The organism is Aeromicrobium flavum, assembly GCF_007992115.1.
In the GTDB taxonomy this organism is placed as follows: Bacteria; Actinomycetota; Actinomycetes; order Propionibacteriales; family Nocardioidaceae; genus Aeromicrobium; species Aeromicrobium flavum.
Genome location: NZ_BJZQ01000001.1, coordinates 427844 through 442226, shown reverse-complemented (window position 1 = coordinate 442226; position 14383 = coordinate 427844). Strand labels below are relative to the sequence as shown.

At 72.6% G+C, this 14383-nt stretch carries 17 protein-coding genes and 1 riboswitch; all 17 genes read right to left on the bottom strand.

Annotated elements, in window-relative coordinates; all coding sequences use genetic code 11:
- Nucleotide 1: 1 nt before the first annotated feature.
- Entirely contained in the window at nt 2–475 is a 474-nt protein-coding gene (locus AFL01nite_RS02180; protein WP_246119547.1) for an SseB family protein, read from the bottom strand.
- Nucleotides 472–891 (bottom strand): PH domain-containing protein, encoded by a 420-nt coding sequence (locus tag AFL01nite_RS02175; protein WP_146825446.1) that lies wholly within the window; start codon nt 889–891, stop codon nt 472–474. The genes AFL01nite_RS02180 and AFL01nite_RS02175 overlap by 4 nt, the downstream gene beginning before the upstream one ends.
- A gap of 2 nt (nt 892–893) precedes the next feature.
- A complete protein-coding gene (gene hisG / locus AFL01nite_RS02170) occupies nt 894–1739 on the bottom strand; it encodes an ATP phosphoribosyltransferase (protein ID WP_146825445.1) in 846 nt (281 codons plus the stop codon).
- Between the two features lie 8 nt (nt 1740–1747).
- Complete coding sequence (locus AFL01nite_RS02165) at nt 1748–2014, bottom strand: phosphoribosyl-ATP diphosphatase (protein WP_246119564.1); 267 nt, start codon at nt 2012–2014, stop codon at nt 1748–1750.
- Between the two features lie 7 nt (nt 2015–2021).
- Nucleotides 2022–2501: a 6,7-dimethyl-8-ribityllumazine synthase gene (ribH, locus tag AFL01nite_RS02160; RefSeq protein WP_146825443.1), complete on the bottom strand. Its 480-nt coding sequence runs from the start codon at nt 2499–2501 to the stop codon at nt 2022–2024.
- 1 nt (nt 2502) lies between these two features.
- A complete protein-coding gene (locus AFL01nite_RS02155; protein ID WP_146825442.1) occupies nt 2503–3744 on the bottom strand; it encodes a bifunctional 3,4-dihydroxy-2-butanone-4-phosphate synthase/GTP cyclohydrolase II in 1242 nt (413 codons plus the stop codon).
- Nucleotides 3741–4340, bottom strand: a complete 600-nt coding sequence (locus AFL01nite_RS02150) for a riboflavin synthase (protein WP_146825441.1) — start codon at nt 4338–4340, stop codon at nt 3741–3743. The genes AFL01nite_RS02155 and AFL01nite_RS02150 overlap by 4 nt, the downstream gene beginning before the upstream one ends.
- Nucleotides 4340–5389, bottom strand: coding sequence for a bifunctional diaminohydroxyphosphoribosylaminopyrimidine deaminase/5-amino-6-(5-phosphoribosylamino)uracil reductase RibD (ribD, locus tag AFL01nite_RS02145; RefSeq protein ID WP_146825440.1), 1050 nt, complete (start codon nt 5387–5389; stop codon nt 4340–4342). The genes AFL01nite_RS02150 and ribD overlap by 1 nt, the downstream gene beginning before the upstream one ends.
- A 62-nt stretch (nt 5390–5451) precedes the next feature.
- Nucleotides 5452–5585, bottom strand: a riboswitch (FMN riboswitch).
- 298 nt (nt 5586–5883) lie between these two features.
- Nucleotides 5884–6540, bottom strand: a complete 657-nt coding sequence (gene rpe / locus AFL01nite_RS02140; protein WP_146825439.1) for a ribulose-phosphate 3-epimerase — start codon at nt 6538–6540, stop codon at nt 5884–5886.
- Between the two features lie 18 nt (nt 6541–6558).
- Nucleotides 6559–7830 (bottom strand): RsmB/NOP family class I SAM-dependent RNA methyltransferase, encoded by a 1272-nt coding sequence (locus AFL01nite_RS02135; protein ID WP_146825438.1) that lies wholly within the window; start codon nt 7828–7830, stop codon nt 6559–6561.
- Nucleotides 7827–8750, bottom strand: coding sequence for a methionyl-tRNA formyltransferase (gene fmt / locus AFL01nite_RS02130; protein ID WP_146825437.1), 924 nt, complete (start codon nt 8748–8750; stop codon nt 7827–7829). The genes AFL01nite_RS02135 and fmt overlap by 4 nt, the downstream gene beginning before the upstream one ends.
- Before the next feature lie 31 nt (nt 8751–8781).
- The gene (locus AFL01nite_RS02125; RefSeq protein ID WP_222593346.1) at nt 8782–10677 is read right to left on the bottom strand and encodes a primosomal protein N' family DNA-binding protein; all 1896 of its coding nucleotides are present in this window, start codon (nt 10675–10677) and stop codon (nt 8782–8784) included.
- Nucleotides 10678–10681: 4 nt separating this feature from the next.
- Nucleotides 10682–11869 (bottom strand): methionine adenosyltransferase, encoded by a 1188-nt coding sequence (gene metK / locus AFL01nite_RS02120; RefSeq protein ID WP_146825436.1) that lies wholly within the window; start codon nt 11867–11869, stop codon nt 10682–10684.
- 77 nt (nt 11870–11946) lie between these two features.
- Nucleotides 11947–13149 carry a bifunctional phosphopantothenoylcysteine decarboxylase/phosphopantothenate--cysteine ligase CoaBC gene (gene coaBC / locus AFL01nite_RS02115; protein WP_146825435.1) on the bottom strand — a complete coding sequence of 401 codons (1203 nt, stop codon included), beginning with the start codon at nt 13147–13149 and terminating at the stop codon, nt 11947–11949.
- 10 nt (nt 13150–13159) lie between these two features.
- Complete coding sequence (rpoZ, locus tag AFL01nite_RS02110; protein ID WP_146825434.1) at nt 13160–13459, bottom strand: DNA-directed RNA polymerase subunit omega; 300 nt, start codon at nt 13457–13459, stop codon at nt 13160–13162.
- A gap of 25 nt (nt 13460–13484) precedes the next feature.
- A complete protein-coding gene (gene gmk, locus AFL01nite_RS02105) occupies nt 13485–14066 on the bottom strand; it encodes a guanylate kinase (protein ID WP_146825433.1) in 582 nt (193 codons plus the stop codon).
- Entirely contained in the window at nt 14059–14379 is a 321-nt protein-coding gene (gene mihF, locus AFL01nite_RS02100; RefSeq protein WP_146825432.1) for an integration host factor, actinobacterial type, read from the bottom strand. Before mihF ends, gmk begins: the two co-directional genes overlap by 8 nt.
- Between the last annotated feature and the right edge of the window lie 4 nt (nt 14380–14383).

The window sequence follows — 14383 nt, the reverse complement described above, 5'->3', positions numbered from 1 at the left end:
GTCAGGCGGGCTCGACCCAGGCGGTGCCGCCGGGCGTGCGCACCAGGACGTGCTCGGCGGCGACGTGCTCGAGGTCGGCGGTCTCGATGACGCTGAACGACGGCTGGCCCAGGTCGAGCAACAGCGCCGAGGCACCGTCGGCGAGGGCGGCGCGCGCGGCGTCGCGACCGTAGACCGGCACCGGCCGCGACGTGGGGTTCCAGCGGCTCATCGTCTCGAGCGAGCTGAAGGCCAGCAGCGCGGTGCGGCCGTCGGCGCCGGTCATCAGCACGGCGGCCATGTCGGAGTTCTTGTCGCTGCCGTCGGTGGCCCGCTCCCCCAGCACCGCGACCACCGGCACGAAGACGCGCGCCGTGCCGATCGTGGCCAGCACGGTGGCGTCGTCGGCGAGGTCGAGGGCGGGGTCGACCAGGCCGTCGTCGTCGGGGAACGCCGGTTCGGCCAGCGAGCGACCGCCGCCATGGACGTCGTTCACCGCAGGTGACCCGACAGCCACGCCACGGCCGATCGGGCGGGATCGCCCTCGCTGCCCTGGATCGCGAACAGCGCGTACCGCTGCTGGTCCCGGGTCTCGAGGGTCGGCCACGGGGTGCCCGGTCGCATCGAGATCACAGCGATCTGGTCCCAGCGCAGCGTGCGACGACGCCAGCCGTTGACGAACGTCAGCGACTCCTCGTCGGCGGTGACGCGGCTGCGCGAGATCATCGCGGCGAACAGGGCGACGAAGCCGATGAGCACCCAGATCGTCACGGTCTGCGACGTCGTGAAGCGGTACTCCTGCGGCAGGCGCAGGCCGATCACCAGGGCCAGGACGGCGAGCACCACGACGGCGGCCCACATGACGACGATGACGCCGGTGGGACGGAAGGTGCGGCGCGTGGGCTGGGTCATCGTCAGATCCGGCACGACAGGATGTCGGTGACGAGGATGCCGCGGCCGCCGAGGGCGTAGAGGTCGTCCATGATCCGCTGGCTGGCGTCGCGCGGGACCATCGCCCGCACCGCGACCCAGCCCTCACGATGCAGCGGCGACACGGTCGGCGACTCGATGCCGGGCGTGAGGCTGACGGCGCGCTCGACGTTCTCGACGCGGATGTCGTAGTCCATCATCACGTAGGTGCGGGCGACGATGACGCTCTCCAGACGGCGGCGGAACACGCCGAGCCCCTCGGGGCCCTGCGCGCCCGAGCGCGTGATGAGCAGCGCCTCGGACTCGAGGATCGGGTCGCCGAAGACCTCCAGGCCGGCCTGCCGCAGCGTGGTGCCCGTCTCGACGACGTCGGCGATCGCGTCGGCGACGCCGAGGCGGATCGAGGTCTCGACGGCACCGTCGAGGCGCACGACCGACGCCTCCAGGCCCAGCTTCTCCAGGTGGGCCCGGACGATGCCCGGGTACGAGGTGGCGATGCGGCGACCGGCGAGGTCGGCCTCGCTCGACATCGCGCCGGCGGGGGCGGCGAAGCGGAAGGTGGAGGACGCGAACCCGAGGTCCATCGTCTCGTCGGCCTTGGCGCCGGAGTCGAGCAGCAGGTCGCGGCCGGTGACGCCGGCGTCGAGCGTGCCCTCCCCCACGTAGATCGCGATGTCACGCGGGCGGAGGTAGAAGAACTCGACGTCGTTCTCGGCGTCGACGCAGACGAGGTCCTTGGCGTTGCGGCGCTGGCGGTAGCCGGCCTCGGCCAGCATCTCGGCAGCGGCTTCGGCGAGGGCGCCCTTGTTGGGGACGGCGACCTTGAGCATGTGGGTTCCTAGAGGTGGGAGTAGACGTCTTCGAGGGAGATGCCGGCGGCGATCATCATCACCTGCGCGTGGTACAGCAGCTGGCTGATCTCCTCGGCCGCACGCGCAGGTCCCTCATGCTCGGCGGCCATCCACGACTCGGCGGCCTCCTCGACGAGCTTCTTGCCGATCGCGTGCACGCCACCGTCGAGCTCCGCGACCGTGCGGGAGCCCTCGGGGCGGGTGGCGGCCTTCTCGGACAGTTCCGCGAACAGGCCATCGAACGTCTTCATCAGGTCGATCCTATCGGCGGGGTGCCAGACCCCGGAGGGTCACCCATGCGGCGAGCGCCGCCTCGGCGGCCTCACGGCCCTTGTCCTCGCCGGATCCGGGCAGGCCGGCGCGGTGGAGCGCCTGCTGCTCGTCGTCGCACGTCAGCAGCCCGAAGCCCACGGGCACGCCGGTGTCGAGCGCGACGCGGGACAGGCCGTCGGTGGTCGCGGCGGAGACGTACTCGAAGTGCGGCGTGCCGCCGCGGATGATGACGCCGAGCGCCACGACCACGTCGAAGCCGGCCTTCGCGCAGCCCTGCGCGATGATCGGCAGCTCGAACGAGCCGGCGGCGCGCACGAGGGTGACGTCGCTGACGCCGGCCTCCTTGAGGGCGCGCTCGGCGCCCGCGACGAGGCCGTCCATGACCTCGGTGTGCCAGCTGGACGCGACGACGGCGACCTTGGCGCCGGCGCCGTCGACGCTCAGTTCGGGGGCTCCGTGTCCGGCCATGTCAGCTCTCCTCGTCGATGTGCAGGTCGGGCAGGTCGTGGCCCATGCGCGCGGCCTTCGTCTGCAGGTACCGCAGGTTGTCGGGCGTGGGCGCGATGACGACCGGCAGGCGCTCGGCCACCTTGACTCCGTACTGCTCCAGCTGGGTCGACTTGTCGGGGTTGTTCGTCATGAGCCGCACCGAGGTGACGCCCAGGTCGCGCAGGATCTGCGCGCCCGCGGCGTAGTCGCGCTCGTCCTCGCCGAAGCCCAGCGAGAGGTTGGCGTCGACCGTGTCCTGGCCCTGGTCCTGCAGCTCGTAGGCGCGCAGCTTGTGCAGCAGTCCGATCCCCCGGCCCTCGTGGCCGCGCAGGTAGACGACGATGCCCGCGCCCTCGGCGACGACGGCCGCCATGGCCGCCTCCAGTTGGGGGCCGCAGTCGCAGCGGCGCGAGCCGAACACGTCGCCGGTCAGGCACTCGGAGTGCAGCCGCACCAGGACGCCCTCGGTGCCCGGCTCGCCGTGGATCAGCGCGACGTGCTCGGAGCCCTCGATGCGGTCGCGGAAGCCCATCGCCCGGAACGAGCCGAACTCGGTGGGCAGCTTCGTCTCGGCGAGGCGCGCGATCTGCGTCTCGTGCAGGCGCAGGTGCACCTGCAGGTCGGCGATCGAGACCAGCGCGAGGTCGTGCTCGTCGGCGAACTCCCGCAGCTCGGACGCGCGCTTGAGCGTGCCGTCGTCGTTCATGACCTCGCCGATCACGCCGGCCGGGGTCAGGCCCGCCAGCCGCGCGAAGTCGACCGCGGCCTCGGTGTGGCCGGGACGCTCCAGGACGCCGCCCGGCTTGGCGCGCAGCGGCACGATGTGGCCGGGTTGGGTGATCTCGAACGGCTCGGTCGCCGAGTCGGCCAGCACCCGGCAGGTGCGGGCGCGGTCGGACGCCGAGATGCCGGTGGTGACGCCGTCGCGGGCGTCGATCGAGACGGTGTACGCCGTGCGCAGCCGGTCGCGGTTGTGCGGCGTCATCAGCGGGATCGCCAGCCGGTCGAGGATCTCGCCCGTGACCGGCGCGCAGACCAGGCCGCTGGAGTAGCGGACCAGGAACGCCATCAGCTCGGGCGTCGCCTTCGACGCGGCGAAGATGATGTCGCCCTCGTTCTCGCGGCCCTCGTCGTCGACGACGACGATGGCCTTGCCGTCACGGATGTCGGCGATCGCGCGCTCGATGCTGTCGAGGCGGACCCCGGAGTACTGCTCGGTCATCTGGGAGCTCCCTTCTCGAGCAGTCGCTCGACGTACTTGGCGATGACGTCCACCTCGAGGTTGACGCGGTCGCCGGGTTGGCGGGTGCCGAGCACGGTGTCGGCCAAGGTGGTGGGGATCAGCGAGACGCTGAACCAGTCGTCGGCGGCCTCGACCACGGTCAGCGACGTGCCGTCGACCGTGATCGAGCCCTTCTCCACGACGTAGCGGGCGAGGTGGTCGGGGAGGCTGAAGCGGACGACCTCCCAGTGCTCGCTGGGGGTGCGGTCGAGCAGCGTGGCGGTGCCGTCGACGTGGCCCTGCACGATGTGGCCGCCCATCCGGGCCCCGGCCTGCATCGCGCGCTCGAGGTTGACCTCGGCGCCGGGGGCCAGGTCGCCCAGGCTCGTGCGGTCGAGCGACTCGCGCATGACGTCGGCGCTGAACGTGTCGGCCGTGGGGTCGACGACGGTCAGGCAGCAGCCGTTGACGGCGATCGAGTCGCCGTGCGCCGCGTCGGACGTGACGACGGGGCCGCGAATCGTGATCCGTACCGAGTCGCCGAGATCGTCCAGGGCCACGACGGTGCCCTTCTCCTCCACCAGTCCGGTGAACATCAGTCCTGGACCTCCTCGTCCATGTCCTCGCGGGGCGCGCGCCCCGGGGTGCCGATGATGCGGATGTCTGGCCCGACCATGGTCAGGTCCGAGATGTCGATGGGCCGGATGTCGGCCAACGTGGTCGCCTCGCCCTCGAGCGCGGCCCGGCCGGAGCCGAGCATCGCGGGGGCCATGTACCCGATGACGCGGTCGATCAGGCCCTCGCCCCAGAACGCCCCGGCCAGGCGGGGTCCGCCCTCCAGCCACACGTGGTGGATGCCCGCCTCGAACAGCTGCTTCAGCACCTCGTGGGGGTCGCGCGACGGGATCTGGCGCGTGGGGGCGACCCGGTCGAACACGCGGTAGTAGGACGGGATCTTCGACTCCCCCACGACGACGCGCAGCGGCTGGCGGTCGTAGGGCAGCGGCAGGTCGGCCTCGTCGCGGACGGTGAGGCGGGGGTCGTCGGCCAGCACGGAGTAGGTGCCGGCCATGATCGCGTCGCACTCGGCGCGGAAGCGCTGCACGTCGCGGCGGGCCGTCTCGCTGGTGATCCACTTGCTGGTGCCGTCGGGCGCCGCGCTGAGGCCGTCCAGCGTGGCGGCGTACTTCCACGTCACGAACGGGCGGCCGTGCAGGTGGCGGTGGGCCCAGAAGCGCACGAGGTCGTCGGTCTCGTCGGCCAGGACGCCGCTCTCGACGTCGATGCCGGCGTCGAGGAGGGCCTTCGCTCCCCCGGCGCCCTCGGCCGGGTCGGACGTGCCGAACACGACGCGGGCGACACCGGCCTCCAGCAGCGCCTGCGTGCACGGGCCGGTGCGGCCGGTGTGGTGGCAGGGCTCGAGGGTGACCACGGCGGTCGCGCCGCGGGCCCGCTCACCGGCCTGCTTGAGCGCGTCGACCTCGGCGTGGTCGGTGCCGGCACCGCGGTGGACGCCGACGGCCAGCTCGGTGCCGTCCGGGCTCAGGAGCACGCAGCCGACCGGCGGGTTGGGGAGCGTGCGACCCACGGTGCGGGCAGCGTCGATCGCGCGACGCATCGCGTCGGTCTCGGTCTGGCTGGCCACCGGTCTCCCTGAAGTCGGGCTCACGACACACCGGGGACGGCTCGGACGCGTCGCGTCCGAGCAGCGTGCGCCTTCCATCCGGACTTTCACCGTCGGTACCGGAGTTCCACCGGTTCAACCTCGGTCCGATCCAGCTGGACCTCGGGTCGCGGACTGTCACCGCCGGTTCGGACTTGCACCGACCCCGGAGCACGCGAGCGTTAGCTCGTTCTGTCGGAAGTCTACCGGCTCAGTGACAGGCGCCGACGGCCGTCTCACGCAGGGGCGGTGAGCTGTCAACCCATCCCCGGGACCGGCGGTCAGATGTCAACCGAATCCGGATGCCATTCGGTTCACCAGTCACCGCTCACTCAGGCCCCCGGGAGGCGGTGAGCTGAGTCCTGTCCGCGTGGCGGCCCGGTGAGCCAGGTCCCACCGCAGCGACCCCCGTGGGACCACACGCACCGCCACACCCGGGGCGGTGAGCTGTCGACCCATCCCCGGGCACCGGCGCGTCAGTGACAGGCGCCGACGGCCGTCTCACGCAGTCGCTCGACCATGGCACCCGGATCGTCGGCGCCGAAGACCGCCGAGCCCGCCACGAACGTGTCCGCACCGGCCTCGGCGCAGCGCTCGATCGTCTCGAGCGACACGCCTCCGTCGACCTGGAGCCAGATGTCGCCACCGACCTTGTCGAGGAGCGCGCGGGTGCGCCGGATCTTCGGCAGGCACAGGTCGAGGAACCTCTGACCGCCGAATCCGGGCTCGACGGTCATGATCAGCACCATGTCGAGCTCGGGCAGCAGGTCCTCGTAGGGCTCGATCGGCGTCGCCGGCTTGAGCGCCATCGACGCGCGGGCGCCCTGGGCGCGGATCTCGCGCGCGAGGCGGACGGGCGCCTGCGCGGCCTCGACGTGGAACGTCACGCTGGACGCCCCGGCCTCGACGAACTGCGGGGCCCAACGATCGGGCTCCTCGATCATCAGGTGGGCGTCGATCGGCTGCGGGGCCGCCTTCGCGAGCGCCTCGATCACCGGGACGCCCAGGGTCAGGTTCGGGACGAAGTGGTTGTCCATCACGTCCATGTGCAGGTAGTCGGCCGTCGGGATCCGGGCCGCCTCCCCCGCCAGGTTCGCGAAGTCGGCGTTCAGCAGGCTCGGCGTGATGCGCATGGGGCGAGGGTATCGGCGTCAGGCGCGACGCAGCAGCGCGAGGTACATCGCGTCGGTGCCGTCGGTGTGGGGCCACCAGTGGTGCTCGGACTCGAGGGTGACGTCCGTGCGGTCGGCCAGGACGGCGTCGACGACGGCGCGGGTCTCGGCGGGCAGCGGCGAGCAGGTCGCATACCCCACGACGCCACCGGGGCGGACGAGCTCGAGCGCGCGGCTGAGCAGCTCGCGCTGGAGGGCGGCCAGGGCCGGGACGTCGCCGGGCTTGCGGCGCCAGCGCGCCTCCGGGCGGCGACGCAGCGCGCCCAGCCCGGTGCAGGGGGCGTCGAGCAGGACGCGGTCGAAGGACTCCTCCTCCCACGGCCCGTTCCGGCCGTCGTGCACCGTGACCTCGACGTTCTTCAGCGCCTTCACCGACTGGCGCACCAGGTCGGCGCGGTGCGGCTGCATCTCGTTGGCGACGAGGGTGGCACCGCGCTGCGCGGCGAGGGCGCCCAACAGCGCGGCCTTGCCACCCGGCCCCGCGGCGAGGTCGAGCCAGTGCGTGTCGTAGCCCTCGATCGGTGCCTCGGCGGTGGTGATCGCGACCATCTGCGAGCCCTCGTCCTGCACGCCGGCGCGGCCGTCGCGGACGGCCGGGACGAAGCCGGGGTCTCCCCCGCCGGTCATCACGCGGGCGTACGGGCTGAGCCGGCCCGACTCACCGGGCAGCGACCGCGGGTCGACGAGGCCCGGGCGGGCGACGAGGGTGACGTACGGCGGGATGTTGTCGGCCTCGAGGAGGTCCTCGAGCTGGTCCGCGCCGACGGCCTGCTCGAGCGCCTCGACGACCCACTTCGGGTGCGAGTACCGCACGGCCAGCGCGTCGAGGCGGCTCAGGCCCGTGGTCACCTCGTTGATCCACATCCCGAGGTCCTTCTGGCCGATCTTGCGCAGCACGGCGTTCGTGAAGCCGACCGGCTTGTGCCCGATCCGCCGACGCACGAGGTTCACGGTGGTGTCGACGGCCGCGTGCGGGGGCACGCGCATCGCGAGCAGCTGGTGGGCGCCGAGCCGCAGCGCGTCGCGCACCGCCGGGTGCACCGTGCCGGTGGCGACCTTGTCGATGATCGCGTCGTAGGTGCCCTGGTGGCGGATCGTGTTGTGCGTCAGCTCGGTGGCCAGCGCGGCGTCGCGGTCGGTCAGCCCGTCCAGCAGCGTCGGCAGCAGCAGGTTGACGTAGACCTCGCGGGTGCGGACGGCCGACATGACGTCGAAGGCGACCTCACGGGGGTCGGTGACGGGGGCGCTCATCCGAAGACCACCTCCGTGCCTCCGCCGAGGCCCCGGCCCCAGTCGGGGGCGGGCATCGCCTTCTTGCCGTGCGCCTGCACCTCGCCCAGGACGACGTCGGTCGTGGTGGTGCCGACGCGCACCTCGCGCTTGCCGATGGACGCGACCCCGGGCTTCAGGGTCGACTCCTCCGCGATCGTGAGCGGCCCGACCTTGAGCCGGGCGCCGTCGATCTCGGTCCAGGCGCCGGGCGCCGGCGTGCAGCCGCGGACGTGGCGGTCGATCGCGAACGCCGGGCGGCGCCAGTCGATGCGGGCGTCCTCGGTGGTGAGCTTGTGGGCGTAGGAGACGCCGTCCTCGGGCTGGGTGACCGCCCCGATGTCGCCGTCCTCGATGTGGTCGACGACGTCGACGACGAGCTTCGCGCCCTCGTCCGACAGCCGGTCGAGCATCGTGCCGGTGGTGTCGTCCTCGCGGATCCGCTCGGTGATCGTGCCGAGCACGGGCCCGGCGTCGAGCGCTTCCACCAGGCTGAAGACGGTGGCGCCGGTGACCTCGTCGCCGGCCATGATCGACCGCTGGACGGGCGCGGCACCGCGCCACGACGGCAGCACCGAGTAGTGCAGGTTGATCCAGCCGAACTCGAGGGCGTCGAGCACGTCGCGGCGCAGCAGCGCGCCGTAGGCCACGATCACCCCGAGCTCGGCCTGCGTCGCGGCGAGCTGCTCGAGGAACGCCGGGTCGGAGGTGGAGGCCGGCTTGAGCACCTCGATGCCGTGCGCCTCCGCGGCGACGGCGACCGGCGACGGCTGCAGCGTGCGGCCGCGGCCGACGCGCGCGTCGGGACGGGTGATGACGGCGGCGACCTCGTGGCGGCTCGCGACGAGCGCCTCCAGGGTCGGTACTGCGGTGGCCGGGGTCCCGGCGAAGACGATCCTCACCCGGCGAGTCTAGGTGTTGCCCGACCCGGGCTCAGAACGCGACGGGGTCGATCTGGATCCGCACCGGCGGTTCCTTGGCCGCACTGCGCTCGGCCGCGACCGCCTTCAGCACGCGGGCCAGGGCCAGTCCCTCACGCCGCGGCACGCGCAGGATGAGCCGATCGCGTCCGGGCTCGACCGGGACGGGGCCGAGGACGTCGACGAAGGGCGGCCAGGTGCGGGCCGCAAGCCCGGTGATGACGTCCTCAGGCCCGTCGACCGTGGCCAGGCGCCCGACCGGCGGCAGGTGGGTCTGGGCTCGGTCGGCCAGCTCGCGCGCGGCCACGCCCGCCGGATCGGCGCGGACGAGACCCTGCAGCATGCCGGTGTCGCCGACCGCCACCGCGCGGGCGCCGTAGCCGGCGAGGGCGAGCGCGTTGAACCAGCGCCGGTGCGACTCCTCGAAGACCCGCACGTCGTCGCGCGCCAGCATCAGCCAGGTGTCGAGCAGCACGACGACCGCGTAGCCGCCCGTGACGGACGGCTCGGCGCCCGGCGTGGCCAGGACCAGCACGGCGTCGTCCCGGTCGAGGTGGTCGAGCACGGTGTCGCCGCCGGACGTGACGACCTCGCGCCCGGGGAACGCCGCCGCGAACTCCTCGGCGGTGCGCAGCTGGCCCACGACCGGAGCGCGCAGCCGGGTGCCGCTGCACTCGCCGCAGCGCCACGCGGCCACTGTCGTGGCGCACCAGCGGCACACCAGCGGCGCGTCGGCGCGGTGCTGGACCAGCGGGCCGGCACAGGCCGGGCACTGGGCGGGCGTGCGGCAGCTGTCGCAGACCAGCGAGGTGCGGTAGCCCCGGCGCGGCACCTGGACGAGCACCGGACCCTCGGCCCGGCGCACGGCCTCGAAGACGGGCGCGGGCAGGCGCGCGGGCGCGGCACCGTGCTCGGTGCCGTCGGTGACGTCGACGACCGGCCACTCGCGGCGGCGCGCGGGCTGGTCGGCCACGATCTCGGCGCACCAGCCCTGCTCGACGAGCGACTGCGCCTCCGACGTGCGGGCGTGCCCGGCGATCAGCACGCCGGCGCCGGTCTCCACGGCACGGGTGAGCAGCACCTCGCGGGTGTGCGGGTACGGGGCGCGCGGCTCGGCATGCAGGTCGTCGCCGTCGTCCCAGACGACGACGAGCCCCAGATCGCGCAGCGGCGCGTAGGCCGCGCCGCGCGTGCCCAGGACGACCCGCACCTCGCCACGCGAGGCCTTGAGGAAGTTGCGGTAGCGCGCCGCGGGCTTGTCGGCCGCGGTGAGCGTGACGTGGACACCGGGGCCGAGCGCCTCGGTGAAGACGGCGTCCCAGCGGGCGGCGTCGCGCACGTCGGGCACGCACACGACCGCGGTGCGGCCGGAGCGCACGGTGGCGGAGACGGCCTCGGCGACGGCCCGCTCGGGCTCGTGCCGGGGCAGGGTGTTCAGGACGGCGCGGGGCGACTCCCGCGCCGCCAGCGCCCGGACGAACGCGGCACCGTGGACGTAGGCGTGCCAGGACGCCTCGCCGATGGCGGGCGGCTCGGGGGGCTCGGCACCGCCGGGATGGGCCTCGGCGCGGGCGTGCCGCGGCGGGATCGCCAGTCGCAGCACGTCGCCGACCGTGCCGGCGTACCGGTCGGCCACCTGGCGGGCCAGCAGGGCCACCTCGGGCACCAGGACGGGCTCGGACGACACGACCTTGGCGATCGGCGCGAGCCGGCCCTCGTGCTCGGTGTCCGACGCGAGGTCGAGCACGTAGCCGTCGACGAGGCGCCCGGCGAACCGCACCTTGACCCGGCACCCCGGGACGACGGCCTCGGCGAGGTCGTCGGGGATCGCGTAGTCGAACGGGCGGTCCAGATGCGACAGCGGCGTGTCGACGAGGATCCTCGCGACACGCCGCTGTGCGGGACTCACTCGGTCAGAGACCGGCTGCCGTACGCAGGGCGTCGGCGCGGTCGGTGCTCTCCCACGGCAGGCCCGGACGGCCGAAGTGGCCGTAGGCGGCCGTCTCGGCGTAGATCGGGCGCAGCAGGTCGAGGTCGCGCACGATCGCGGCCGGGCGCAGGTCGAAGACCTCGAGGACGGCCTCGCGGATCGTGTCGACGGGGACGACCTCGGTGCCGAACGTGTCGACGTAGAAGCCGACCGGGTGCGCCACGCCGATGGCGTACGCGACCTGGACCTCGGCCTTGGTGGCCAGGCCCGCGGCGACGATGTTCTTGGCGACCCAGCGCATGGCGTAGGCGGCCGAGCGGTCGACCTTGCTCGGGTCCTTGCCGCTGAAGGCGCCGCCGCCGTGGCGGGCGTAGCCGCCGTAGGTGTCGACGATGATCTTGCGGCCGGTCAGGCCGGCGTCGCCCATGGGACCGCCGATGACGAACTTGCCGGTCGGGTTGATGTGCGACTTGTAGCTCGAGGAGTCGATGTCGTACTGGCTCAGGACCTCGTCGATGACGTGCTTCTTGAGGTCGGTCGGCAGCTGGTTCTCGAGGTCGACGCCCTCCTCGTGCTGCGTGGAGATGACGATCGCCTCGACGCGGACCGGCTTGTCGTTGTCGTCGTACTCGATGGTGACCTGGGTCTTGCCGTCGGGACGCAGGTACGGCAGCGTGCCGTCCTTGCGGACCTTGGTCAGCTGCTCCGAGAGGCGGTGCGCGATCGTGATCGGCAGCGGCATCAGCTCGACGGTCTCGTCGCAGGCGAACCCGAACATCAGGCCCTGGTCGCCGGCGCCCTGTAGGTCGAGCGGGTCGGTGGCGCCGCCGACGCGGTGCTCCTCGGCGTTGTCGACGCCCTGCGCGATGTCGGGCGACTGCGCGTCGAGGGTGACCTGCACCGCGCAGGACTCGCCGTCGAAGCCCTTGGTGGAGGAGTCGTAGCCGATCTCGAGAACGCGGTCACGCGCGATCCGGGCGATGTCGACGTAGGCCTCGGTGGTGACCTCGCCGCCCACCAGCACCAGGCCCGTGGTGACGAAGGTCTCCGCCGCGACGCGGCTCTTGGGGTCCTGCTCGAGCAGGGCGTCCAGGATGCTGTCGCTGATCTGGTCGGCGATCTTGTCCGGGTGACCCTCGGTCACGGACTCGGAGGTGAAAAGACGGCTCACGGTTACCTCTCTGGCTGTGGGTGACGACGTCGCGGACGTCGTGTCGACTGTAGTGGGCGCACGGTGACGCCCGGGGTTCATTTCACTCGGTGGACGACGGCGTCCCAGATCGCATGGGCGATCTCGGCCTTGGCCGCACGGGCGATCGGATGCTCGGATCCGTCGGAGCTGAGGATCGTGACCTCGTTGTCGGCCTGCCCGAAGACCTTCTCGGAGCCGACGTCGTTGACGACCAGCAGGTCGCAGCCCTTGCGGGCCATCTTGGCGCGGGCGTGGTCGAGCACCGAACCGTTCGCGTCGCCGGTCTCTGCGGCGAAGCCGACGATGACCGGCGAGGAGCCGGAGCGGCTGCGGACCAGCTCGACGAGGATGTCGGGGTTCTCGGTCAGCTCGATCGAGGGGGCGACCCCGTCGGGCTGCTTCTTGATCTTGGCGTCCGCCCGGGAGACGGGACGGAAGTCGGCGGGGGCGGCGGCCATGACGACGGCGTCGGCCGACGCGGCCTGCTTCAGCATCGCCTCGCGCAGCTCGGCCGTGGTGACGACGCGGACGACCTCGGCACCGGCCGGGACGTCGATCGAGACGTTGGCTGCCACGAGGGTGACCGTGGCACCGCGGGCCAGCGCGGCCTCGGCGAGCGCGATCCCCTGGCGGCCGGACGACCGGTTGCCCAGGAACCGCACGGGATCGAGGAACTCGCGGGTGCCGCCGGCGGAGACGACGACGTGGCGACCGGCGAGATCGCGCGGGCGGCCCTGCAGGACCTGGAGACAGATCGCGTGGATCGCCTCGGGATCGGGCAGGCGGCCGGGGCCCGTGTCGGCGCCGGTGAGGCGGCCTGAGTCGGGCTCGATGACCAGGACACCCCGCTCACGCAGCGTCGCGACGTTGGCGACCGTGGCGGGGTGCTCCCACATCTCGGTGTGCATGGCCGGGGCCATGACGACGGGACAGCGAGCCGTGAGCAGCGTGTTCGTCAGGAGGTCGTCGGCCAGGCCGTGGGCCGCTCGCGCGAGCGTGTTGGCGGTGGCCGGAGCGACGACGACGAGGTCGGCGGTCTGGCCGAGCTTGACGTGCGGCACCTCGGGGACGTTCTCGAACACGCCGGTCTGGACCGGATGCCCCGAGAGCGCCTCCCACGTGGGCGCGCCGACGAACTCCAGCGCGGACTCGGTGGGGACGACGCGGACGTCGTGCCCGGCCTCGGTGAACAGCCGAAGCAGCAGCGCCGCCTTGTAGGCGGCGACGCCTCCGGTGACGCCGAGGACGATGCGGCTCATCGCGGCAGGCTCAGGCCTCGTCGGTGGTCGCCGGGGCGACGGGGGCGTCGGGATCGATGTCCTCGACGGTCAGCAGGCCGGCGTTGATCTCGCGTAGCGCGATCGACAGCGGCTTCTCCTGGACCTCGGTCTCGAGCAGCGGGCCGACGTACTCGAGCAGGCCCTCGCCGAGCTGCGAGTAGTACGCGTTGATCTGGCGGGCGCGCTTGGCGCTGTAGAGAACGAGCTTGTACTTGGAGTCCGCCTTCTCGAGCAGGTCGTCGATCGGCGGGTTGGTGATGCCTTCGGCAGCAGAACGTGTCGTGGACACTCAGAATCTCCAGAAGTTGTGGGGGTCACCCGGCAGGGTCGGCCGACGGGCGGGATCTGAACAAGTCTACCAACTCGCGCCCCGCATCCTCGACTTCGGTGTTGACGATGGTGGTGTCGAACTCCGACACGGCCGCCAGCTCCTCGCGCGCCGTGGCCAGGCGGCGCTCGCGCTCGGCCTCGGTCTCGGTGCCGCGACCCACGAGGCGGTTGACCAGCTCGTCCCAGCTGGGCGGCGCGAGGAAGACCAGGAACGCCTCCGGCAGGGCCCGGCGCACCTGGCGCGCGCCCTGCAGGTCGATCTCCAGCAGGACCGACTCGCCCTCGGCCAGCTTCTCCTCCACGGCCGCGCGGGGCGTGCCGTAACGGTTGACGCCGTGGACGGTGGCCCACTCCAGCAGGCCGTCCGTGGCGATCAGCCGGTCGAACTCGTCGGCGGACACGAAGTGGTAGTGCTTGCCCTCGATCTCGCCCGGCCGCGGGGGCCGCGTGGTGGCCGACACCGACATCCAGATCTCGGGGTGGTGCTCGCGGACCCACGCCGCCACCGTGCCCTTGCCGACCGCCGTGGGCCCGGCGAGGACGATCAGTCGGCCGCGCTCAGCCACGGCGTGCAATTTCAGCGATGAGGCCCTTGGCCTGGTTGCTGCCCAAGCCGCGCAGGCGGCGGCTCTGGGCGATGTTCAGGTCGTCCATGATCTGCTGGGCGGTCAGCTTGCCGATGCCGGGGATGCTCTGCAGCAGGTCGAGGACCTTGATCTTGGCGATCGCCTCGTTGCTCTGGGCCTCCTTGAGCACCTCGGCGACGCTCGCGCCGGAGTGGCGCAGCCGGTTCTTCACCTCGGCGCGCACCTGGCGGGCGACGGCCGCCTTCGCCAGCGCCTCTCGGCGCTGTTCGTCGGTCAGTCGGGGCAGGGCCACGGTC

What these genes read in the sequence shown, in the direction of transcription:
- AFL01nite_RS02155 (WP_146825442.1), bottom strand. Translation starts at nt 3,744, where the DNA reads ATGACCGAGCAGTACTCCGGGGTCCGCCTCGACAGCATCGAGCGCGCG.
- coaBC (WP_146825435.1), bottom strand. Translation starts at nt 13,149, where the DNA reads ATGAGCCGCATCGTCCTCGGCGTCACCGGAGGCGTCGCCGCCTACAAG.
- AFL01nite_RS02175 (WP_146825446.1), bottom strand. Translation starts at nt 891, where the DNA reads ATGACCCAGCCCACGCGCCGCACCTTCCGTCCCACCGGCGTCATCGTC.
- hisG (WP_146825445.1), bottom strand. Translation starts at nt 1,739, where the DNA reads ATGCTCAAGGTCGCCGTCCCCAACAAGGGCGCCCTCGCCGAAGCCGCT.
- AFL01nite_RS02135 (WP_146825438.1), bottom strand. Translation starts at nt 7,830, where the DNA reads ATGAGCGCCCCCGTCACCGACCCCCGTGAGGTCGCCTTCGACGTCATG.
- AFL01nite_RS02150 (WP_146825441.1), bottom strand. Translation starts at nt 4,340, where the DNA reads ATGTTCACCGGACTGGTGGAGGAGAAGGGCACCGTCGTGGCCCTGGAC.
- ribH (WP_146825443.1), bottom strand. Translation starts at nt 2,501, where the DNA reads ATGGCCGGACACGGAGCCCCCGAACTGAGCGTCGACGGCGCCGGCGCC.
- rpe (WP_146825439.1), bottom strand. Translation starts at nt 6,540, where the DNA reads ATGCGCATCACGCCGAGCCTGCTGAACGCCGACTTCGCGAACCTGGCG.